This is a genomic window from Streptomyces sp. NPDC048288 (genome assembly GCF_043201555.1).
GTDB lineage: Bacteria > Actinomycetota > Actinomycetes > Streptomycetales > Streptomycetaceae > Streptomyces.
Window position 1 is genome coordinate 286,807 of record NZ_JBICZD010000009.1, and the last position, 12,800, is coordinate 299,606.

Consider the following 12,800-nt stretch of genomic DNA (forward strand, 5'->3'; position numbering starts at 1 on the left):
GGACGTCGCGCTCGCCGTTCCGCTCAACGGTACGACCGGCGACAGGGCGGGGTCCGCCGCCCAGGCTGGGTCCGCCGACCGAGGCGCCCCGCGCTGTAGCCCCGGCCCGCGGCGGCTCATCCGGACGCCGGTCCCCGGCACCTCTCAGGGAGGACACCCATGACGTCGTCGTCCGCACGTCCCGTGACCGGCAACGGCGTCGGCGCCGGTCCGGCCGGTCGTCGCGGCGACCCGCTGGCCCTGCTGGCGGCGGAGTTCGGCGGCGGGCCCGACGTGTGGCGCTCGGCGCTGGGCGGTGCGGTGTGCGTGGCCGAGCCCGGGGCGGCCCGCGCGGTGCTGGGCAACCGGCACGGCGTGGTCGCGGACACCTCCGACTTCTACCACCACCGGCACGGGGTCTTCGGGCCGCGCTCCGCGCAGATCGCCATCGGCCGCGCGGCCCGCGGCCTGATCCAGCGTCATCTGCGGGAGCGGCGGGCCGAACTGCCCGGCCTCGTCGCCGAGTCGCTGGCGCCGCGCAGCGAGTGGCCGGACGCCGGGAACCGGCTCGTCGAGCGGCACCTGCGCGAGGTGCTGCTGCACCCGCAGGCACCGGCGCACCTGCGCACGACCGTTGCGGCGATCGTCACCCGCGCGGTCCTCGCGGGTGCCCGGCGGCGCCGCCCCGCCCCGTCCCGGCTGCTGTTCCGCCGCCGTGCGCTGCGCGTCCTGCGCACGGAGGTCCGCGCCCGGCAGCGGGCGCCGCGCCCGCCCGGCGGCCCGGCGGAGCCGCGCGACCTGCTCGACGTCGTCGTGGACGGGGGCGGTCCGGACGCGGACCCCGCGGAACTGGTCGAGGTCTATCTGTCGTTCCTGTTCGCCACCGTCGGCTCGGTCGGGTTCGCGCTCGGCTGGGCGGTCCTGCTCCTTGGCACGCACCCGGACCGGGCCGCGACCGAACCGGGCTGGATCGTCCGCGAGGCGCTGCGGCTGTGGCCGGTGGCCTGGCTGTTCGCCCGCACCCCGGTCCGGCCGCAGGAGCTGGGCGGGACCCGTGTCACGCCCCGGGACCGGCTCATGGTGTGCAGCTATCTGGTGCACCGGCATCCCGGGCACTGGGAGCGGCCCGACGAGTTCCTCCCGCAGCGCTGGGCCGAGGGCGCGCCCGACGGGGCCTACCTGCCGTTCGGGCACGGTCCGCACACCTGCGCCGGCGCGACCGTCACCGTACGGCTGCTGGAGGACCTCGTCGGACTCCTGACCCGTGACTGGCGGGTGTCGGTCACCTCTGACGGCGGCGGGCCCCAGGTGGGTCCGGCGCTGGCTCCGCCGCGGTTCACCGCGGTGCTGAGCCGTCCCGACGGCTGTCCCGAGAGGAGGTGAACCAGCATGCGCGCGCTGTACCTCAAGACGAAGTCGGTCCTCAACGTCCGTCGCTCGTACGGGCAGTTCTGGTACCTGTACCACCACATCTGACCGGACCGGCGCGGGGAGGCGCCGTACGGCCGGCTCCCCGCGCCCCCAGGAGGGGACGCCCACGATGACCACCCCGCACCACCCCGAGGACTTCCTGAGTTCCCTGCGGCTGCGCAGTGCGCAGGAGGAGGGGATCTTCTGGGTCGACGACCAGCGGCTCGGGGTCTTCGAGCCGGAGGCGGCGCGCCGGGTCAGCGCCGCGAACTGGCACCGGTTCGTCCTGCACGACCGCCTGGTCGACATGGTGCGGCGGCGGCGCAGCCCCGAGGTGCGCTGGAGCCGGATCCGCGCCACCTGGCTGACCCGGCTGCACGCCCTGGCGACGGCGGAGCAGCACGCGCTGCTGATCCGGCGCATGGAACGGGTGCTGGACGCGCGGGCCGGGCAGGAGACCGACCTGACCCTGCTGATGCAGGACCTCGCGCTGCGCTCGCTGCTGCCCGTCGCGCTCGGCGGGCTCACCGCGGGCGAGGCCGAAGTGGTGCGCCGGGACCTGGAGATGAAGCTGGCGCGGCTGGTGTCGCCCGTGCCGGGCGGTGTCCTGCACCAGGTGCGGCACGTGGCCGTCCAGGTGCGGGCCGGGCTGGTGGTGCGGCGGGTCCTGCGGCAGCGCGCCCGCGGTCGGCGCGGGCGCGAGCCGGACCTCGCCGACCCGTTCGTGGACCTGCTGCCGGAACTGGGCATGGACCGTGCGCTGGACGTGGTGACCACCGTCCTCACCGCCATCGGGGGCCCGCCGGGAACCGCCCTCGCCAGCCTCCTGTACGAGTTCGTCCGGCACCCGGAGTGGCAGCGCCGGCTGGAGGCCGAACTGGGCGCCGTGGACCCGGTGGAGTTCCGTACGGCGCCCACGAGGGCGGCCCCGGTGACGCACCGGTTCGTGAAGGAGGTGCTGCGGATGTGGAGCCCGCCGCTGCTGCTGGTGCGCCGCTCCACGCTCGGGTTCGACCTGGGCGGCACGCGGCTGGAGCCCGGGCAGTGGTATCTGCTGAGCCCGCATCTGATCCACCGCGACGAGCGGGTCTGGGAGCGGCCCGACGTCTTCGACCCGGACCGCTTCCTGCCCGGTGCGCCGCACGGTCCGGCGGACCGCGCCAGTTACGTGCCGTTCGGCTGGGCGCCGAAGAAGTGCGTCGGCGCGAACCTCGCGATCGCCCAGCTGATGGCCCTGTGCCACCTGCTGTGCACGCGCTACCGGCTCACCGTGGACCGGCCGGAGGCGGTCACCATGGCTCTCAGGTTCGCGCCGGTACCGGAGAACTTCCGGGGCCGGCTGACTCCGCGGTGAGCAGCGCGTCCCGAAGGGGCGGGGGGAACTGCGCGGCCAGCCACGACGACGGCGCAGTCGACACACCGCGTATCGCGGCTTTTCCCGCGGAGCGCCTAGCCAGGAAGCGGGCCAGGGCGCACCGTGAGGTCGTTGATCTCCGCGTCTCCCGGCAGGTCCAGGGCGGTGAGGATGGTGGTCGCGACCGACTCCGGGTCGATCCAGCGGGCGGGGTCGTACTCCTTGCCCTCCTGCTGGTGGACCTTGGCCTGCATGGGGCTCGCCGTGCGGCCGGGGTAGACCGAGGTGACCCGGACGCCGTTGCCGTGCTCCTCGTGGCGCAGGGAGTCGGCCAGCGCCTTCAGCCCGTGCTTCGAGGCCGCGTACGCCGACCAGCCGGCGTGCGCGTTGAGGCCGGCGCCGGAGTTCACGAAGATCACATGGCCGCGGGTGGTGCGGAGCTGGGGCAGGAAGTGGCGGGTCAGCTCGGCCGGTGCGATCAGGTTGACGTTGAGCTGGTGGCGCCAGGACTTCGGGGTCAGCTCGCCGATCCCGCCCAGGTCGACCACGCCCGCGATGTGCAGCAGCGAGTCGACCCGGTCCGGGAGCGACTGGTGGGAGAACGCCCAGGAGAGCTTGTCGGGGTCCGCCAGGTCGCCGACGAGGGTGCGGGCGCCGGGGAACTCGGCGGCCAGTTCCTTCGCGCGGCCCGCGTCGCGCGCGTGCAGGACGAGTTCGTCCCCGCGCGCGTGCAGACGGCGGGCCACGGCGGCGCCGATGCCGGAACCGGCACCGGTGATCACATGAGTTGCCATGAGGGCCATGCTCGCATCAGCGGGCGCTCGGGTCCGCCTCCAGGTACGCGAGCGCGGCGGCGGGTTCCTCGGCGAAGAACACCAGCTCGGACAGGGGGCGCGGCAGGAAGCCCTCCGCCTCCATGCGGCGGAACTGCTCCTTGAGGCCGTCGTAGAAACCGGCGGTGTTGAGCAGGACCACGGGCTTGTCGGTGTGGCCGTGCTTTTTCAGCTCCAGGATCTCGGTGGCCTCGTCGAGGGTGCCGGTGCCGCCGACCATGATCACGACGGCGTCGGACTTCTCCAGGAGGAGGCGCTTGCGTTCCGCGAGGTCGGCGGCGATGACCATCTCGTCGGCGCCGGGGCGGGCCTTGTGGGCGAGGAAGCCGACGGAGACGCCGGTCAGCTTGCCGCCGGCTTCCTGGACGCCGTCGGCGACGACCTTCATGAGGCCGGTGTCGGAGCCGCCCCAGACCAGGGAGTGGCCGCCTTTGCCGATCAGTTTCGCGAAGTCTCTGGCGGGGCGGGTGTAGCGGTCGTCGAGATCCGCCGCGGAGAGGAAGACACAGATTCGCATGAGGTCAGGGTAGGCGTGGTGCCGTTTGGCGGGTGCGGGTGTGTGGGGGCTGGTCGCGCCCACGCGGCGGTAGCCGCAAATCGACTACAGCCCCGCGCCCCTGACGGGGCGCTCAACTGTGCGTCGGGAACAACTGGGCCCTCACCGCTGTCATCCCTGCATGGCCTCTGGACACACGATCACCATCGAGCAGTCCCAGCAGCACGTCCGTGTCACGCACGGGGACCTGGTCCTCGCCGAGAGTGACCGGCCCCTCGTCCTGCGGGAGACCGGATCACCCGTGCGCTACTACATCCCCGCCGAGGACGTCCGGCTGGACCTCCTCGCTCCCTCCGAGACGCACACCGTCTGCCCCTTCAAGGGGACCGCGTCCTACTGGTCCCTGCCGGACGCGCCGGACCTGGTCTGGGCGTATCCCGAGCCGAAGGCCGATGTCGCCCAGATCAAGGACCACCTCTGCTTCTACGAGGTGGAGGTCACCGGCTGACGTCGGACGGTCGAGGCGATCGTGGCCGAGCCGACGACGCGGGTGTCGTCGTAGAGGACGATCGCCTGGCCGGGGGCGACGCCGCGGACCGGGGCGGTGAAGGTGACGCGGAGTTCGCCGTCGACGAGTTCCGCGTTCACCTCGGTCTCGCCGCCGTGGGCGCGGAGCTGGGCGGTGTAGACGCCGGGGGCGGTGGGGGCGGTGCCGCACCAGCGGGGCTTGATCGCGGTGAGGCCGGTGACGTCGAGGGCGTCGGCGGGGCCGACCGTCACGGTGTTGTTCACCGGGGAGATGTCGAGGACGTAGCGCGGCTTGCCGTCGGCGGCGGGGTGGCCGATGCGCAGGCCCTTGCGCTGGCCGATGGTGAAGCCGTAGGCGCCCTCGTGGGTGCCGAGCTTGGTGCCGGTCTCGTCGACGATGTCGCCCTCGGCCTTGCCGAGGCGCTTCGCGAGGAAGCCCTGGGTGTCGCCGTCGGCGATGAAGCAGATGTCGTGCGAGTCGGGCTTCTTGGCGACCGCCAGGCCTCGGTGCTCGGCCTCGGCGCGGATCTCCTCCTTGGTGGTGAGGGTGTCACCGAGCGGGAAGAGGGCGTGGGCGAGCTGCTTCTCGTCGAGGACGCCGAGGACGTACGACTGGTCCTTCGCCATGTCGGAGGCGCGGTGCAGTTCGCGGGAGCCGTCGGCGAGGGTCACGATCTTCGCGTAGTGGCCGGTGCAGACGGCGTCGAAGCCGAGCGCGAGGGCCTTGTCGAGCAGGGCCGCAAACTTGATCTTCTCGTTGCAGCGCAGGCAGGGGTTGGGGGTGCGGCCGGCCTCGTACTCGGCGACGAAGTCCTCGACGACGTCCTCGCGGAAGCGGTCGGCGAGGTCCCAGACGTAGAACGGGATGCCGATGACGTCGGCGGCGCGGCGGGCGTCGCGGGAGTCCTCGATGGTGCAGCAGCCCCGGGCGCCCGTGCGGAAGGATTGGGGGTTCGCGGAGAGCGCGAGGTGGACGCCGGTGACGTCGTGGCCCGCGTCGGCCGCGCGGGCGGCGGCGACGGCGGAGTCCACGCCGCCCGACATGGCGGCGAGGACGCGGAGGGGGCGGGTGCGCTGCGGGGTGTCAGTCATAGCCCCTCCAGGGTAAGGGGGCGCGGGAACCGGGGCCCGCGAGTATCCGTTGGAGATCACATGGGGGAGCGAACGGGTGATCAGGACCGGCGGCTCGGGCGGCGGGCGCTGCTGGTCGGCGGGGCGGCGGCCGCGGTGGGCACGGCGGTGCTGACCAGGGACGAGCTGGCGCGGCTGTACTGGCGGCTGCCGGGGGTGCGCAAGGCCCGGGTGGCGGGCGCGGTGGACTTCCGGGGCGCGCGGTGGGTGGCGGCGTCCCCGGCGAACTACCGGACGGCCGACCGGCCGGACGACTACCGGATCGACCGGGTGGTCGTCCATGTCACCCAGGGGCCCTACGCGAGCGCGGTGAAGGTCTTCCAGGACCCGGCGCACCAGGCTGCGGCGCACTACATCGTGCGCAAGGACGGCCGGATCACCCAGCTGGTCCGTGAGCTGGACGTGGCGTTCCACGCGGGGAACCGGTCGTACAACGAGCGGAGTGTGGGGATCGAGCACGAGGGGTTCGTGGACCGCCCGGAGGACTTCACCGACGCGATGTACGCGGCCTCGGCCCGGCTGACGGCCGCGATATGCCGGCGGTACGGCATGCCTGCGGACCGCGCTCATGTGATCGGGCATGTGGAGGTCCCGGGGACGGACCACACCGACCCGGGGAAGCACTGGGACTGGGAGCGGTACATGGGGCTTGTCCGGCGGGTCGGACAGGCCTGACCCCCAGTTCCACCTGTGACTCAATCGTTATCATGTGCATGCCCTGCGCGGCGCCTGTGTCCGTTGCGTCCCGCACCCGGGGCGCCAGCTGCGCCTGATCAACTCCGCCTGCTTCCAAGGGAGTTAAGCATTATCAGCGTCCATGGCCGCCTCACAGTCACCCCGGTTCCCTCCTAACTTCGCCTCAGATTTCACACAGTCCCCAGGTCAAACATCCGGGGCCATGACCCACACCACAGATCCCGCCTTCGAGGCGGAGGACAACGAAGAGCAGGAAACCCGCGGCAGGCGACGGCGGGCCAAGGGCACGGACCACGCCAAGCCGGAGCACTCCAAGGCGGAGCGCGTCACCGACGCCGACCACTCCAAGGCCGCGACGGTCAAGCGCGGCAAGGGCGTGCACCGGCGGAAGTTCCTCGGCGGCATGGCCGGGGTCGGTCTCGGCGCCGTCGGCGCGGCCGGCGCGACCTTCGCCCTGCTGACCGACGCGAGCGGCAACAAGGCGGGCGCCGCGACCAACACCGCGACCCTGTCGGTCCCGGACCTGTTGGAGGGCACCACCTCCGACAGCACCACCACCTTCACGCTGGAGGCGCAGACCGGCAGCGCCGAGGTGCTCAGCGGCGTCACCAGCACCACCGCCGGCTACAACCAGTCGTTCCTCGGCCCCACCATGAAGTGGACCAAGGGCAACGTCAACGTCCTCAACATCACCAACAGCCTGGGCGAGGACACCACGGTCCACTTCCACGGCGCGCATGTCCCGGCCAAGATGGACGGCGGTCCGCAGGTCGCCTTCGCCGACGGGGAGACCTGGTCGCCGACCTTCACGGTCAAGGACGAGCCGATGACGCTCTGGTACCACCCGCACGCGCTGGGCACCACCGCGAAGCAGGCGGTGCACGGCCTGGCCGGCATGATCATCGTCGAGGACAGCTCCGACACCACCAGCGCCGACCTGCCCAGCACCTACGGCACCGACGACATCCCGCTGATCTTCCAGTGCCTGGCCGTCGACAGCTCCGGCGACATCAAGTACGACCTCACCGGCTACCTGAGCAGCGGTCTGAGCTACCCGCTGCTGGTCAACGGCACCAACGTCGACGACACCACCCTCACCTTCACCGCGACCAAGACCCGGACCCGGTTCCGGCTGCTCAACGCCTCGCCGTCGGACATCATCACCATCCAGCGCAGCGACGGCGGCACGATGACCCAGATCGCCACCGACCAGGGCTACCTGGCGTCGGCGGCCGACGTCACCGAGATCCGGCTGGTGGCCGGCGCCCGCGCCGAGATGGTCATGGACCTCTCGGACGACGTCACCCTCCAGGCGGTCGTCACCACCGGCTGGGTCCGCGGCGGCAGCGGCACGTACGACTTCCTGTCCGTCACCGCGAGCGGCAGCGACACTCCGGACGACCTGCCCAGCTCACTGCGGACCATCGACCGGTACGACACCAGCGACTTCACCGCGCGCACCATCACCCTGGGCCAGTCCGGTACGACGATGCTGATCAACGGCTCGGCCGGCACGAGCATGTCCTCCATGGCCATGATCAGCACCACGCTGGGGTCCAAGGAGATCTGGACGATCAAGAACAGCACGCAACTGGAGCACTCCTTCCATCTGCACGACGTGCCGTACCAGTTGATCTCCATCAACGGCGAGGATCCGACCGGCGTCGAACTCGGCTGGTACGACACCTACGAGGTGGTCGGCGGCGGCTCCATCGAGATCGCCATGGAGTTCACCGACTTCTCCGACGACACCTACATGTACATGCTCCACTGCCATCTCCTGCAGCACGAGGACGAGGGGATGATGGCGTCCCTCATGGTCACCGAGAGCTAGTCGCCAGACCGGCCTCTCGGGGAGGCTGCCGCCGGCAGTGGAAGTGCCGGCGGCAGCCGTTCGTGAGGTTCCGGTCACTGGCAGGCCCCCGGAACACATCGACCTGGCCGCCCGTGCTGTCCGCCACCACGAGGTCGCGGACGCCGTCGCCGTCCAGGTCGGCCGCCGTCGCGTCGTAGGCGCCGGTGGCGGGCACGTCGGTCAGCTGGGTGAGGGTGCCCGTGGTGGCTCCCGTGTACGGCGTGACCGAGTTCCCCTTCAGCGAGGAGACCAGCAGGTCCGTGGTGCCGTCCCCGTCCAGGTCGGCGGCGCCCACGGCGACCGGCAGCGCGGGCGTGCCGTAGGTGGTGGCCGCGGCGAAGGTGCCGTCGCCCTTGCCGAGCAGCACGTCCAGCGTGTTCGCGCCGTTGCTCACCGCGGCCAGGTCCAGGCTGCCGTCGCCGTCGAAGTCGCCCTCGGCCAGGGAGTAGAGCCGGGACGTGGTCGCGTACGAGGTGGCGGCCCCCAGGGCCCCGGTGCCGTCGCCGGGCAGCACGCTCACCCCCGCGCTGCCCACGCTGGCGGTGGCCACGTCGGCATCGCCGTCCCCGTCGAAGTCCCCGACGACCACACCGTGCGGCTGGCTGCCGGTGGCGGTCTGGCCCGCGTCGGTGAAGGTGCCGTCCCCGTCGCCCAGCAGCACCCGCACGGTGCTGGTCTGCTGCTCGGCGACCACCAGATCGGCCGTACCGTCCCCGTTCAGGTCCCCGGTGGCCAGCGCCCGGGGCGAGCCCGACACATCGATCGCCGAGGCCGAACCGAAGCTGCCGTCACCGGAGTTGAGCAGCACACTCACCTGGGCCCCGCCGAAGTCGGCCGTCGCCAGGTCCGGATACCCGTCGCCGTCGAAGTCGGCGACCACGGTCTGGTACGGCCGGGTCCCCACCGCGTAGGTGCTGCCCGCCGCGAACGTCCCGTCACCGTCGCCCGGCAGGACCGTCACCGAGTCGGCGTCGAGGTTGGCGGCGACCACGTCGAGCGCGCCGTCACCGTCGAGGTCTGCGGTGACCACATGCCGGGTGTTGGCGGCGGCGGTCGCGGAGCCGGTCAGGGTGTACGCGGGGACGCAGTCGCCGTCGGCGGCCACGGCGGGCAGCGCCGGCAGCGCGGCGGCGAGCAGCAGCCCGCCGGCCGCGGCGGCCCGCATCCGGATGTGCCGGGTCATGGCGTACCGCCTTTCCGTTCAAGGGATTTCATCGGGCGGCTCATTCGACTCGATGGCTGGGGGCCGGTCACGCGGTATCCAGGGGGGCAGCGCACCGCGTGACCGGCCGTTCAACGGAACGTAAAGTGCGCGCCTTTGCCGCGGCCTTTGTCGGCCTGTGACTTCTCTGGACGCGAACACACAGGGTCCGCGCCTCAGGCGCGGCCTTTCCCGTTGATCCCGCAGTCTGCCCGAAGAAGGGCACAGTGTCGACACCTTGCGCTGTGAATGACTCAATACCTCTTGACCAAGCCCTACTGTCGACACTAGACACATGGCGGAGGAGCTTCCCACACGACGAGGAGAACGCCATGACCGATCCCCGGACCGGACAACGCCTGACCGGCAAGGTCGCCCTCGTCACCGGCGCGGGTGCGGGGATCGGGCAGGGCTGCGCGCTGCTCTTCGCCGAGCAGGGCGCCACCGTGGTCGGCTGCGACATCGACGCGGACGCGGCCGGACGGACCCGGAAACTGGCCGCCGAACGCGGGGTGAGGGTCGAGGTCATGGCCCCGCTGGACATGACGGTCCCGGCGGACGCGCGGAGCTGCGCGGACGCGGTGTTCGAGCGGTACGGCCGGATCGACGTGCTGGTGACGGCGGGCGCGATCGCCCCGCACATGGCGAGCACGGCGGAGATGGACTTCGACGCGCAGTGGACGCCGACCCTGCGCGGCGAGGTCGACGTGGTCTTCCTGCCGGTGCGGGCGGCCTGGCCGCACCTGGTGGCGTCCGGCGGCGGCTCGATCGTCAACTTCGCCTCGGTGAACGCCTTCCGGGGCAGCGGCACCTTCGGCATGGTCGCGCACTGCGCGGGCAAGTCGGCGGTGCTCGGCCTGACCCGGCAGCTGGCCGTGGAGGGCGGCCCGGCCGGGATCCGCGCCAACACCATCTCCCCCGGCATGGTGCGCACCCCGGCCACCGAGTCGGCAGGCGCCCACCAGGGCGCCGCCCAGGAAGCCCTGCTGGCCAGGATCCCGCTGGGCAGGGTCGGCACCCCCGAGGACATCGCCTGGTGCGCCGTCTACCTGGCCTCCGACGAGTCCGCGTGGGTCACCGGCGGGAACTTCCCGGTGGACGGCGGGGTGCTGGCGAAGTGAGACCGGGGGCGGGCGGGGCGGGGGCCGTGGACCCGTGGGCCGTCACGTCGACGGGGTGCGCCGCCGACGTGACGGCTTGCGGCCCGCCTCCTGCTCCTGGATCTGCTCCTCCACCGAGCGCAGCGCCCGCACGGTCGCGCCCGCGATCAGCGCGGAGGCCAGCTCGCCGTCGCGCTCCTCGCAGGCCTGCAGCAGCCGTTCCTGGTCGTCGACGCTGTAGGCGAGCCGGCCGGGGCGGGTCAGGCTGAGGTGGCGGAGCATCAGCGTGCGAAGCGCCAGCGAGTCGAGGATCTGCTTGAGGGTGGCGTTGCCGACGATCTCGGTCATCCGCTCCTGGAGCTGCACATGGCCCCAGAAGTACGCGTCCACGTCGCCCTCGTCGGCGAGTCCGCGCATCTTCTCGACCCGGCCGCGCAGCTCGGCGAGTTCCTCGTCGGTGGCCCGGTCCACCAGCAGGCCGGCGAGCATGGCGAGGAGCTGCCGCCGGACCTGGTAGATGTCCCGGATGTCCTGGAGCGAGGGCGCCGCCACCCGGGGCCGGCGGCGCGCCTTCATCTCGACCAGACCCTCCTGTTCGAGGACCATCAGGGCCTCGCGCACGGGGGTACGGCTGGTGTCGAACCGGCGGGACAGGTCGACGCTGTTGAGGTCCTGGCCCGCGGCCAGCCGCCCCTCGATGATCCCGGCGCCCACCCACTCGGCGATCTGTGCGACCAGCGGCTCCCGCCGGTCGCGCAGCCGCAGCAGGCGGGCGAGCACGACATGGGTGTCCTGATCGGCCATCCGGCGCCCTCCCTGGTCCGTGTCCGGCCCGGTTCCGGGTTCACAGCGGACACAACGCGCACACAACGGTGTCGACACTATCGCACTTTCGTACCGCCCAGTACCCCGGACACCCGTAGTCTGTCGACAGCGATAGGTCGTTCGGTTCGGGAGACATGGTGAGGCATGGTGAGCACGGTGGTGACGGAGCACCGGGTGCCAGTATCGGGCAACGGCAGCCTCTGGTGCTGGGACACCGGCGGCTCCGGCACTCCCGTGATCCTGCTGCATCCGCACTCCGGCAGCGGTGAGAGCTGGCCGTACCAGCGGCCGGTGCTGGCCGCCGCTGGTCACCGGGTCATCGGCTACTCACGGCGCGGCGCCCGCGGTTCGGCCCCCGGCACGGGTGCCGTCGGCGATGACGTGGCCGACCTGACCGCCCTCGCCGACCATCTCGGCCTGGCCGCCTTCCACCTCGTCGGCGCCGCCGCCGGCGGCCGGATCGCGCTCGCCCACGCCCTCGCGCACCCCGGCCGGCTGCTCGGCCTCACCCTCTCGGGCAGCGCCCTGGACCTCCCGGTGCCGGACGCCGTCGCCCACCTGCCGGTCGAGTCACGGGAGTTGGGCCCCGCGTACCGGGCCGGGAACCCGGACGGCGTCGCCGCCTGGCGGGCGATCCACGACCGCGCGGGCACCGCCACCAATCCCCCACCGGCCCTCCCCCCGGATGCTCCGGAGGCCCTCGCCCTCCCCGTCCTGCTGATCACCGGCGACGCCGACCCCTACTGCCCGCCGGCGCGCCTGCACCGCCTCGCACGGCGTTTCGGCCGAGCGAGGTCCCATGTCGTCCCCGGCGCCGGCCACAACCCGCACTGGGAGCGGCCGGAGCTCTGGAACCGGCTGCTGCTCGGCTTCCTGAACCGCAGTCCGTGACCGCTAGCCGCGCACGTCCAGGGCGACCAGGAACCGGGACACCATGTTGTACACCGCCACGGTCGCCGTCAGCTCGACGAGTTCGGTGTCGTCGAAGTCGGCCCGCAGGGCGTCGAACAGCGCGTCGGGCACCCGGACATCGCGGGTCATCGCGTCGGCGTAGGCGATGACCCGCGCGGTCCGCCCGTCGAACTCCGGCTTCTCCTTGCGGACTTCGGCCAGCTCCTCGTCCCCGAGCCCGGCCCGCCGGGCCTCGGGCTCATGGGCCTGCCATTCGTACGGCGCCCGGTTGAGGACCGCGATCCGCAGGACGACCAGCTCGCGGAGGTCGGCGGGCAGCGACATCCGCCCCCGGACGGCACCGAGCAGGCTGTTCCAGCCGTCGGCCACCGGCGGGCTGTGCAGCAGCATCCGGTCCAGCGGATGCAGGCCGCCACCGCGCCGGGCGCGGACGCGGTCGGCGATCTCGCCGCTGCCTTCGGTGTCGGGGAGTCGTGCCAT

Annotated in this window: 13 protein-coding genes; 7 read left to right on the forward strand and 6 right to left on the reverse strand. The window is 72.4% G+C overall.

Annotation, left to right across the window (positions count from 1 at the left end; all coding sequences use genetic code 11):
• Nucleotides 1–159 precede the first annotated feature (159 nt).
• The gene (locus tag ACGFZS_RS31390; RefSeq protein WP_393797893.1) at nt 160–1,362 is read left to right on the forward strand and encodes a cytochrome P450; all 1,203 of its coding nucleotides are present in this window, start codon (nt 160–162) and stop codon (nt 1,360–1,362) included.
• A gap of 157 nt (nt 1,363–1,519) precedes the next feature.
• On the forward strand, nt 1,520–2,743 hold the full coding sequence (locus tag ACGFZS_RS31395; RefSeq protein WP_393797894.1) for a cytochrome P450: 1,224 nt from the start codon (nt 1,520–1,522) through the stop codon (nt 2,741–2,743).
• Nucleotides 2,744–2,838: 95 nt separating this feature from the next.
• Here the strand turns inward: ACGFZS_RS31395 and ACGFZS_RS31400 are convergent, their stop codons facing one another.
• Nucleotides 2,839–3,546: an SDR family oxidoreductase gene (locus ACGFZS_RS31400; protein ID WP_393797895.1), complete on the reverse strand. Its 708-nt coding sequence runs from the start codon at nt 3,544–3,546 to the stop codon at nt 2,839–2,841.
• Between the two features lie 7 nt (nt 3,547–3,553).
• On the reverse strand, nt 3,554–4,093 hold the full coding sequence (locus tag ACGFZS_RS31405) for a TIGR00730 family Rossman fold protein (protein ID WP_359218822.1): 540 nt from the start codon (nt 4,091–4,093) through the stop codon (nt 3,554–3,556).
• Between the two features lie 160 nt (nt 4,094–4,253).
• On the opposite strand from ACGFZS_RS31405, the gene ACGFZS_RS31410 reads away from it, so the two are divergent.
• Nucleotides 4,254–4,580: a DUF427 domain-containing protein gene (locus ACGFZS_RS31410; protein ID WP_393797896.1), complete on the forward strand. Its 327-nt coding sequence runs from the start codon at nt 4,254–4,256 to the stop codon at nt 4,578–4,580.
• On the opposite strand, the gene mnmA is transcribed toward ACGFZS_RS31410, so the two are convergent.
• Entirely contained in the window at nt 4,556–5,692 is a 1,137-nt protein-coding gene (gene mnmA, locus ACGFZS_RS31415; protein WP_393797897.1) for a tRNA 2-thiouridine(34) synthase MnmA, read from the reverse strand. The genes ACGFZS_RS31410 and mnmA overlap by 25 nt on opposite strands.
• Before the next feature lie 60 nt (nt 5,693–5,752).
• Between mnmA and ACGFZS_RS31420 the strand changes: the two genes are divergently transcribed.
• Together ACGFZS_RS31420 and ACGFZS_RS31425 are read left to right on the forward strand one after the other, a co-directional pair.
• Nucleotides 5,753–6,406 carry an N-acetylmuramoyl-L-alanine amidase gene (locus tag ACGFZS_RS31420; protein ID WP_365691975.1) on the forward strand — a complete coding sequence of 218 codons (654 nt, stop codon included), beginning with the start codon at nt 5,753–5,755 and terminating at the stop codon, nt 6,404–6,406.
• 223 nt (nt 6,407–6,629) lie between these two features.
• Nucleotides 6,630–8,261: a multicopper oxidase family protein gene (locus tag ACGFZS_RS31425; protein WP_393797898.1), complete on the forward strand. Its 1,632-nt coding sequence runs from the start codon at nt 6,630–6,632 to the stop codon at nt 8,259–8,261.
• Here ACGFZS_RS31425 and ACGFZS_RS31430 read toward each other — a convergent pair.
• Nucleotides 8,248–9,465, reverse strand: coding sequence for an FG-GAP repeat domain-containing protein (locus ACGFZS_RS31430; protein WP_393797899.1), 1,218 nt, complete (start codon nt 9,463–9,465; stop codon nt 8,248–8,250). The genes ACGFZS_RS31425 and ACGFZS_RS31430 overlap by 14 nt on opposite strands.
• A gap of 350 nt (nt 9,466–9,815) precedes the next feature.
• Here ACGFZS_RS31430 and ACGFZS_RS31435 point away from each other — a divergent pair, with 350 nt between their 5' ends.
• Complete coding sequence (locus ACGFZS_RS31435) at nt 9,816–10,604, forward strand: SDR family NAD(P)-dependent oxidoreductase (RefSeq protein WP_393797900.1); 789 nt, start codon at nt 9,816–9,818, stop codon at nt 10,602–10,604.
• 42 nt (nt 10,605–10,646) lie between these two features.
• On the opposite strand, the gene ACGFZS_RS31440 is transcribed toward ACGFZS_RS31435, so the two are convergent.
• Nucleotides 10,647–11,387, reverse strand: coding sequence for a GntR family transcriptional regulator (locus tag ACGFZS_RS31440; protein WP_355717066.1), 741 nt, complete (start codon nt 11,385–11,387; stop codon nt 10,647–10,649).
• Nucleotides 11,388–11,552: 165 nt separating this feature from the next.
• On the opposite strand from ACGFZS_RS31440, the gene ACGFZS_RS31445 reads away from it, so the two are divergent.
• Nucleotides 11,553–12,299, forward strand: coding sequence for an alpha/beta fold hydrolase (locus tag ACGFZS_RS31445; RefSeq protein WP_393797901.1), 747 nt, complete (start codon nt 11,553–11,555; stop codon nt 12,297–12,299).
• Nucleotides 12,300–12,302: 3 nt separating this feature from the next.
• Here ACGFZS_RS31445 and ACGFZS_RS31450 read toward each other — a convergent pair whose 3' ends face one another.
• A complete protein-coding gene (locus ACGFZS_RS31450; RefSeq protein ID WP_393797902.1) occupies nt 12,303–12,800 on the reverse strand; it encodes a carboxymuconolactone decarboxylase family protein in 498 nt (165 codons plus the stop codon).

Coding starts and splice junctions, on each gene's coding strand:
- ACGFZS_RS31440 (WP_355717066.1), bottom strand. CDS start 11,387: ATGGCCGATCAGGACACCCATGTCGTGCTCGCCCGCCTGCTGCGGCTG.
- ACGFZS_RS31420 (WP_365691975.1), top strand. CDS start 5,753: ATGGGGGAGCGAACGGGTGATCAGGACCGGCGGCTCGGGCGGCGGGCG.
- ACGFZS_RS31430 (WP_393797899.1), bottom strand. CDS start 9,465: ATGACCCGGCACATCCGGATGCGGGCCGCCGCGGCCGGCGGGCTGCTG.
- ACGFZS_RS31400 (WP_393797895.1), bottom strand. CDS start 3,546: ATGGCCCTCATGGCAACTCATGTGATCACCGGTGCCGGTTCCGGCATC.
- ACGFZS_RS31410 (WP_393797896.1), top strand. CDS start 4,254: ATGGCCTCTGGACACACGATCACCATCGAGCAGTCCCAGCAGCACGTC.
- ACGFZS_RS31405 (WP_359218822.1), bottom strand. CDS start 4,093: ATGCGAATCTGTGTCTTCCTCTCCGCGGCGGATCTCGACGACCGCTAC.
- ACGFZS_RS31390 (WP_393797893.1), top strand. CDS start 160: ATGACGTCGTCGTCCGCACGTCCCGTGACCGGCAACGGCGTCGGCGCC.
- mnmA (WP_393797897.1), bottom strand. CDS start 5,692: ATGACTGACACCCCGCAGCGCACCCGCCCCCTCCGCGTCCTCGCCGCC.
- ACGFZS_RS31445 (WP_393797901.1), top strand. CDS start 11,553: ATGGTGAGCACGGTGGTGACGGAGCACCGGGTGCCAGTATCGGGCAAC.
- ACGFZS_RS31425 (WP_393797898.1), top strand. CDS start 6,630: ATGACCCACACCACAGATCCCGCCTTCGAGGCGGAGGACAACGAAGAG.
- ACGFZS_RS31435 (WP_393797900.1), top strand. CDS start 9,816: ATGACCGATCCCCGGACCGGACAACGCCTGACCGGCAAGGTCGCCCTC.
- ACGFZS_RS31450 (WP_393797902.1), bottom strand. CDS start 12,800: ATGGCACGACTCCCCGACACCGAAGGCAGCGGCGAGATCGCCGACCGC.
- ACGFZS_RS31395 (WP_393797894.1), top strand. CDS start 1,520: ATGACCACCCCGCACCACCCCGAGGACTTCCTGAGTTCCCTGCGGCTG.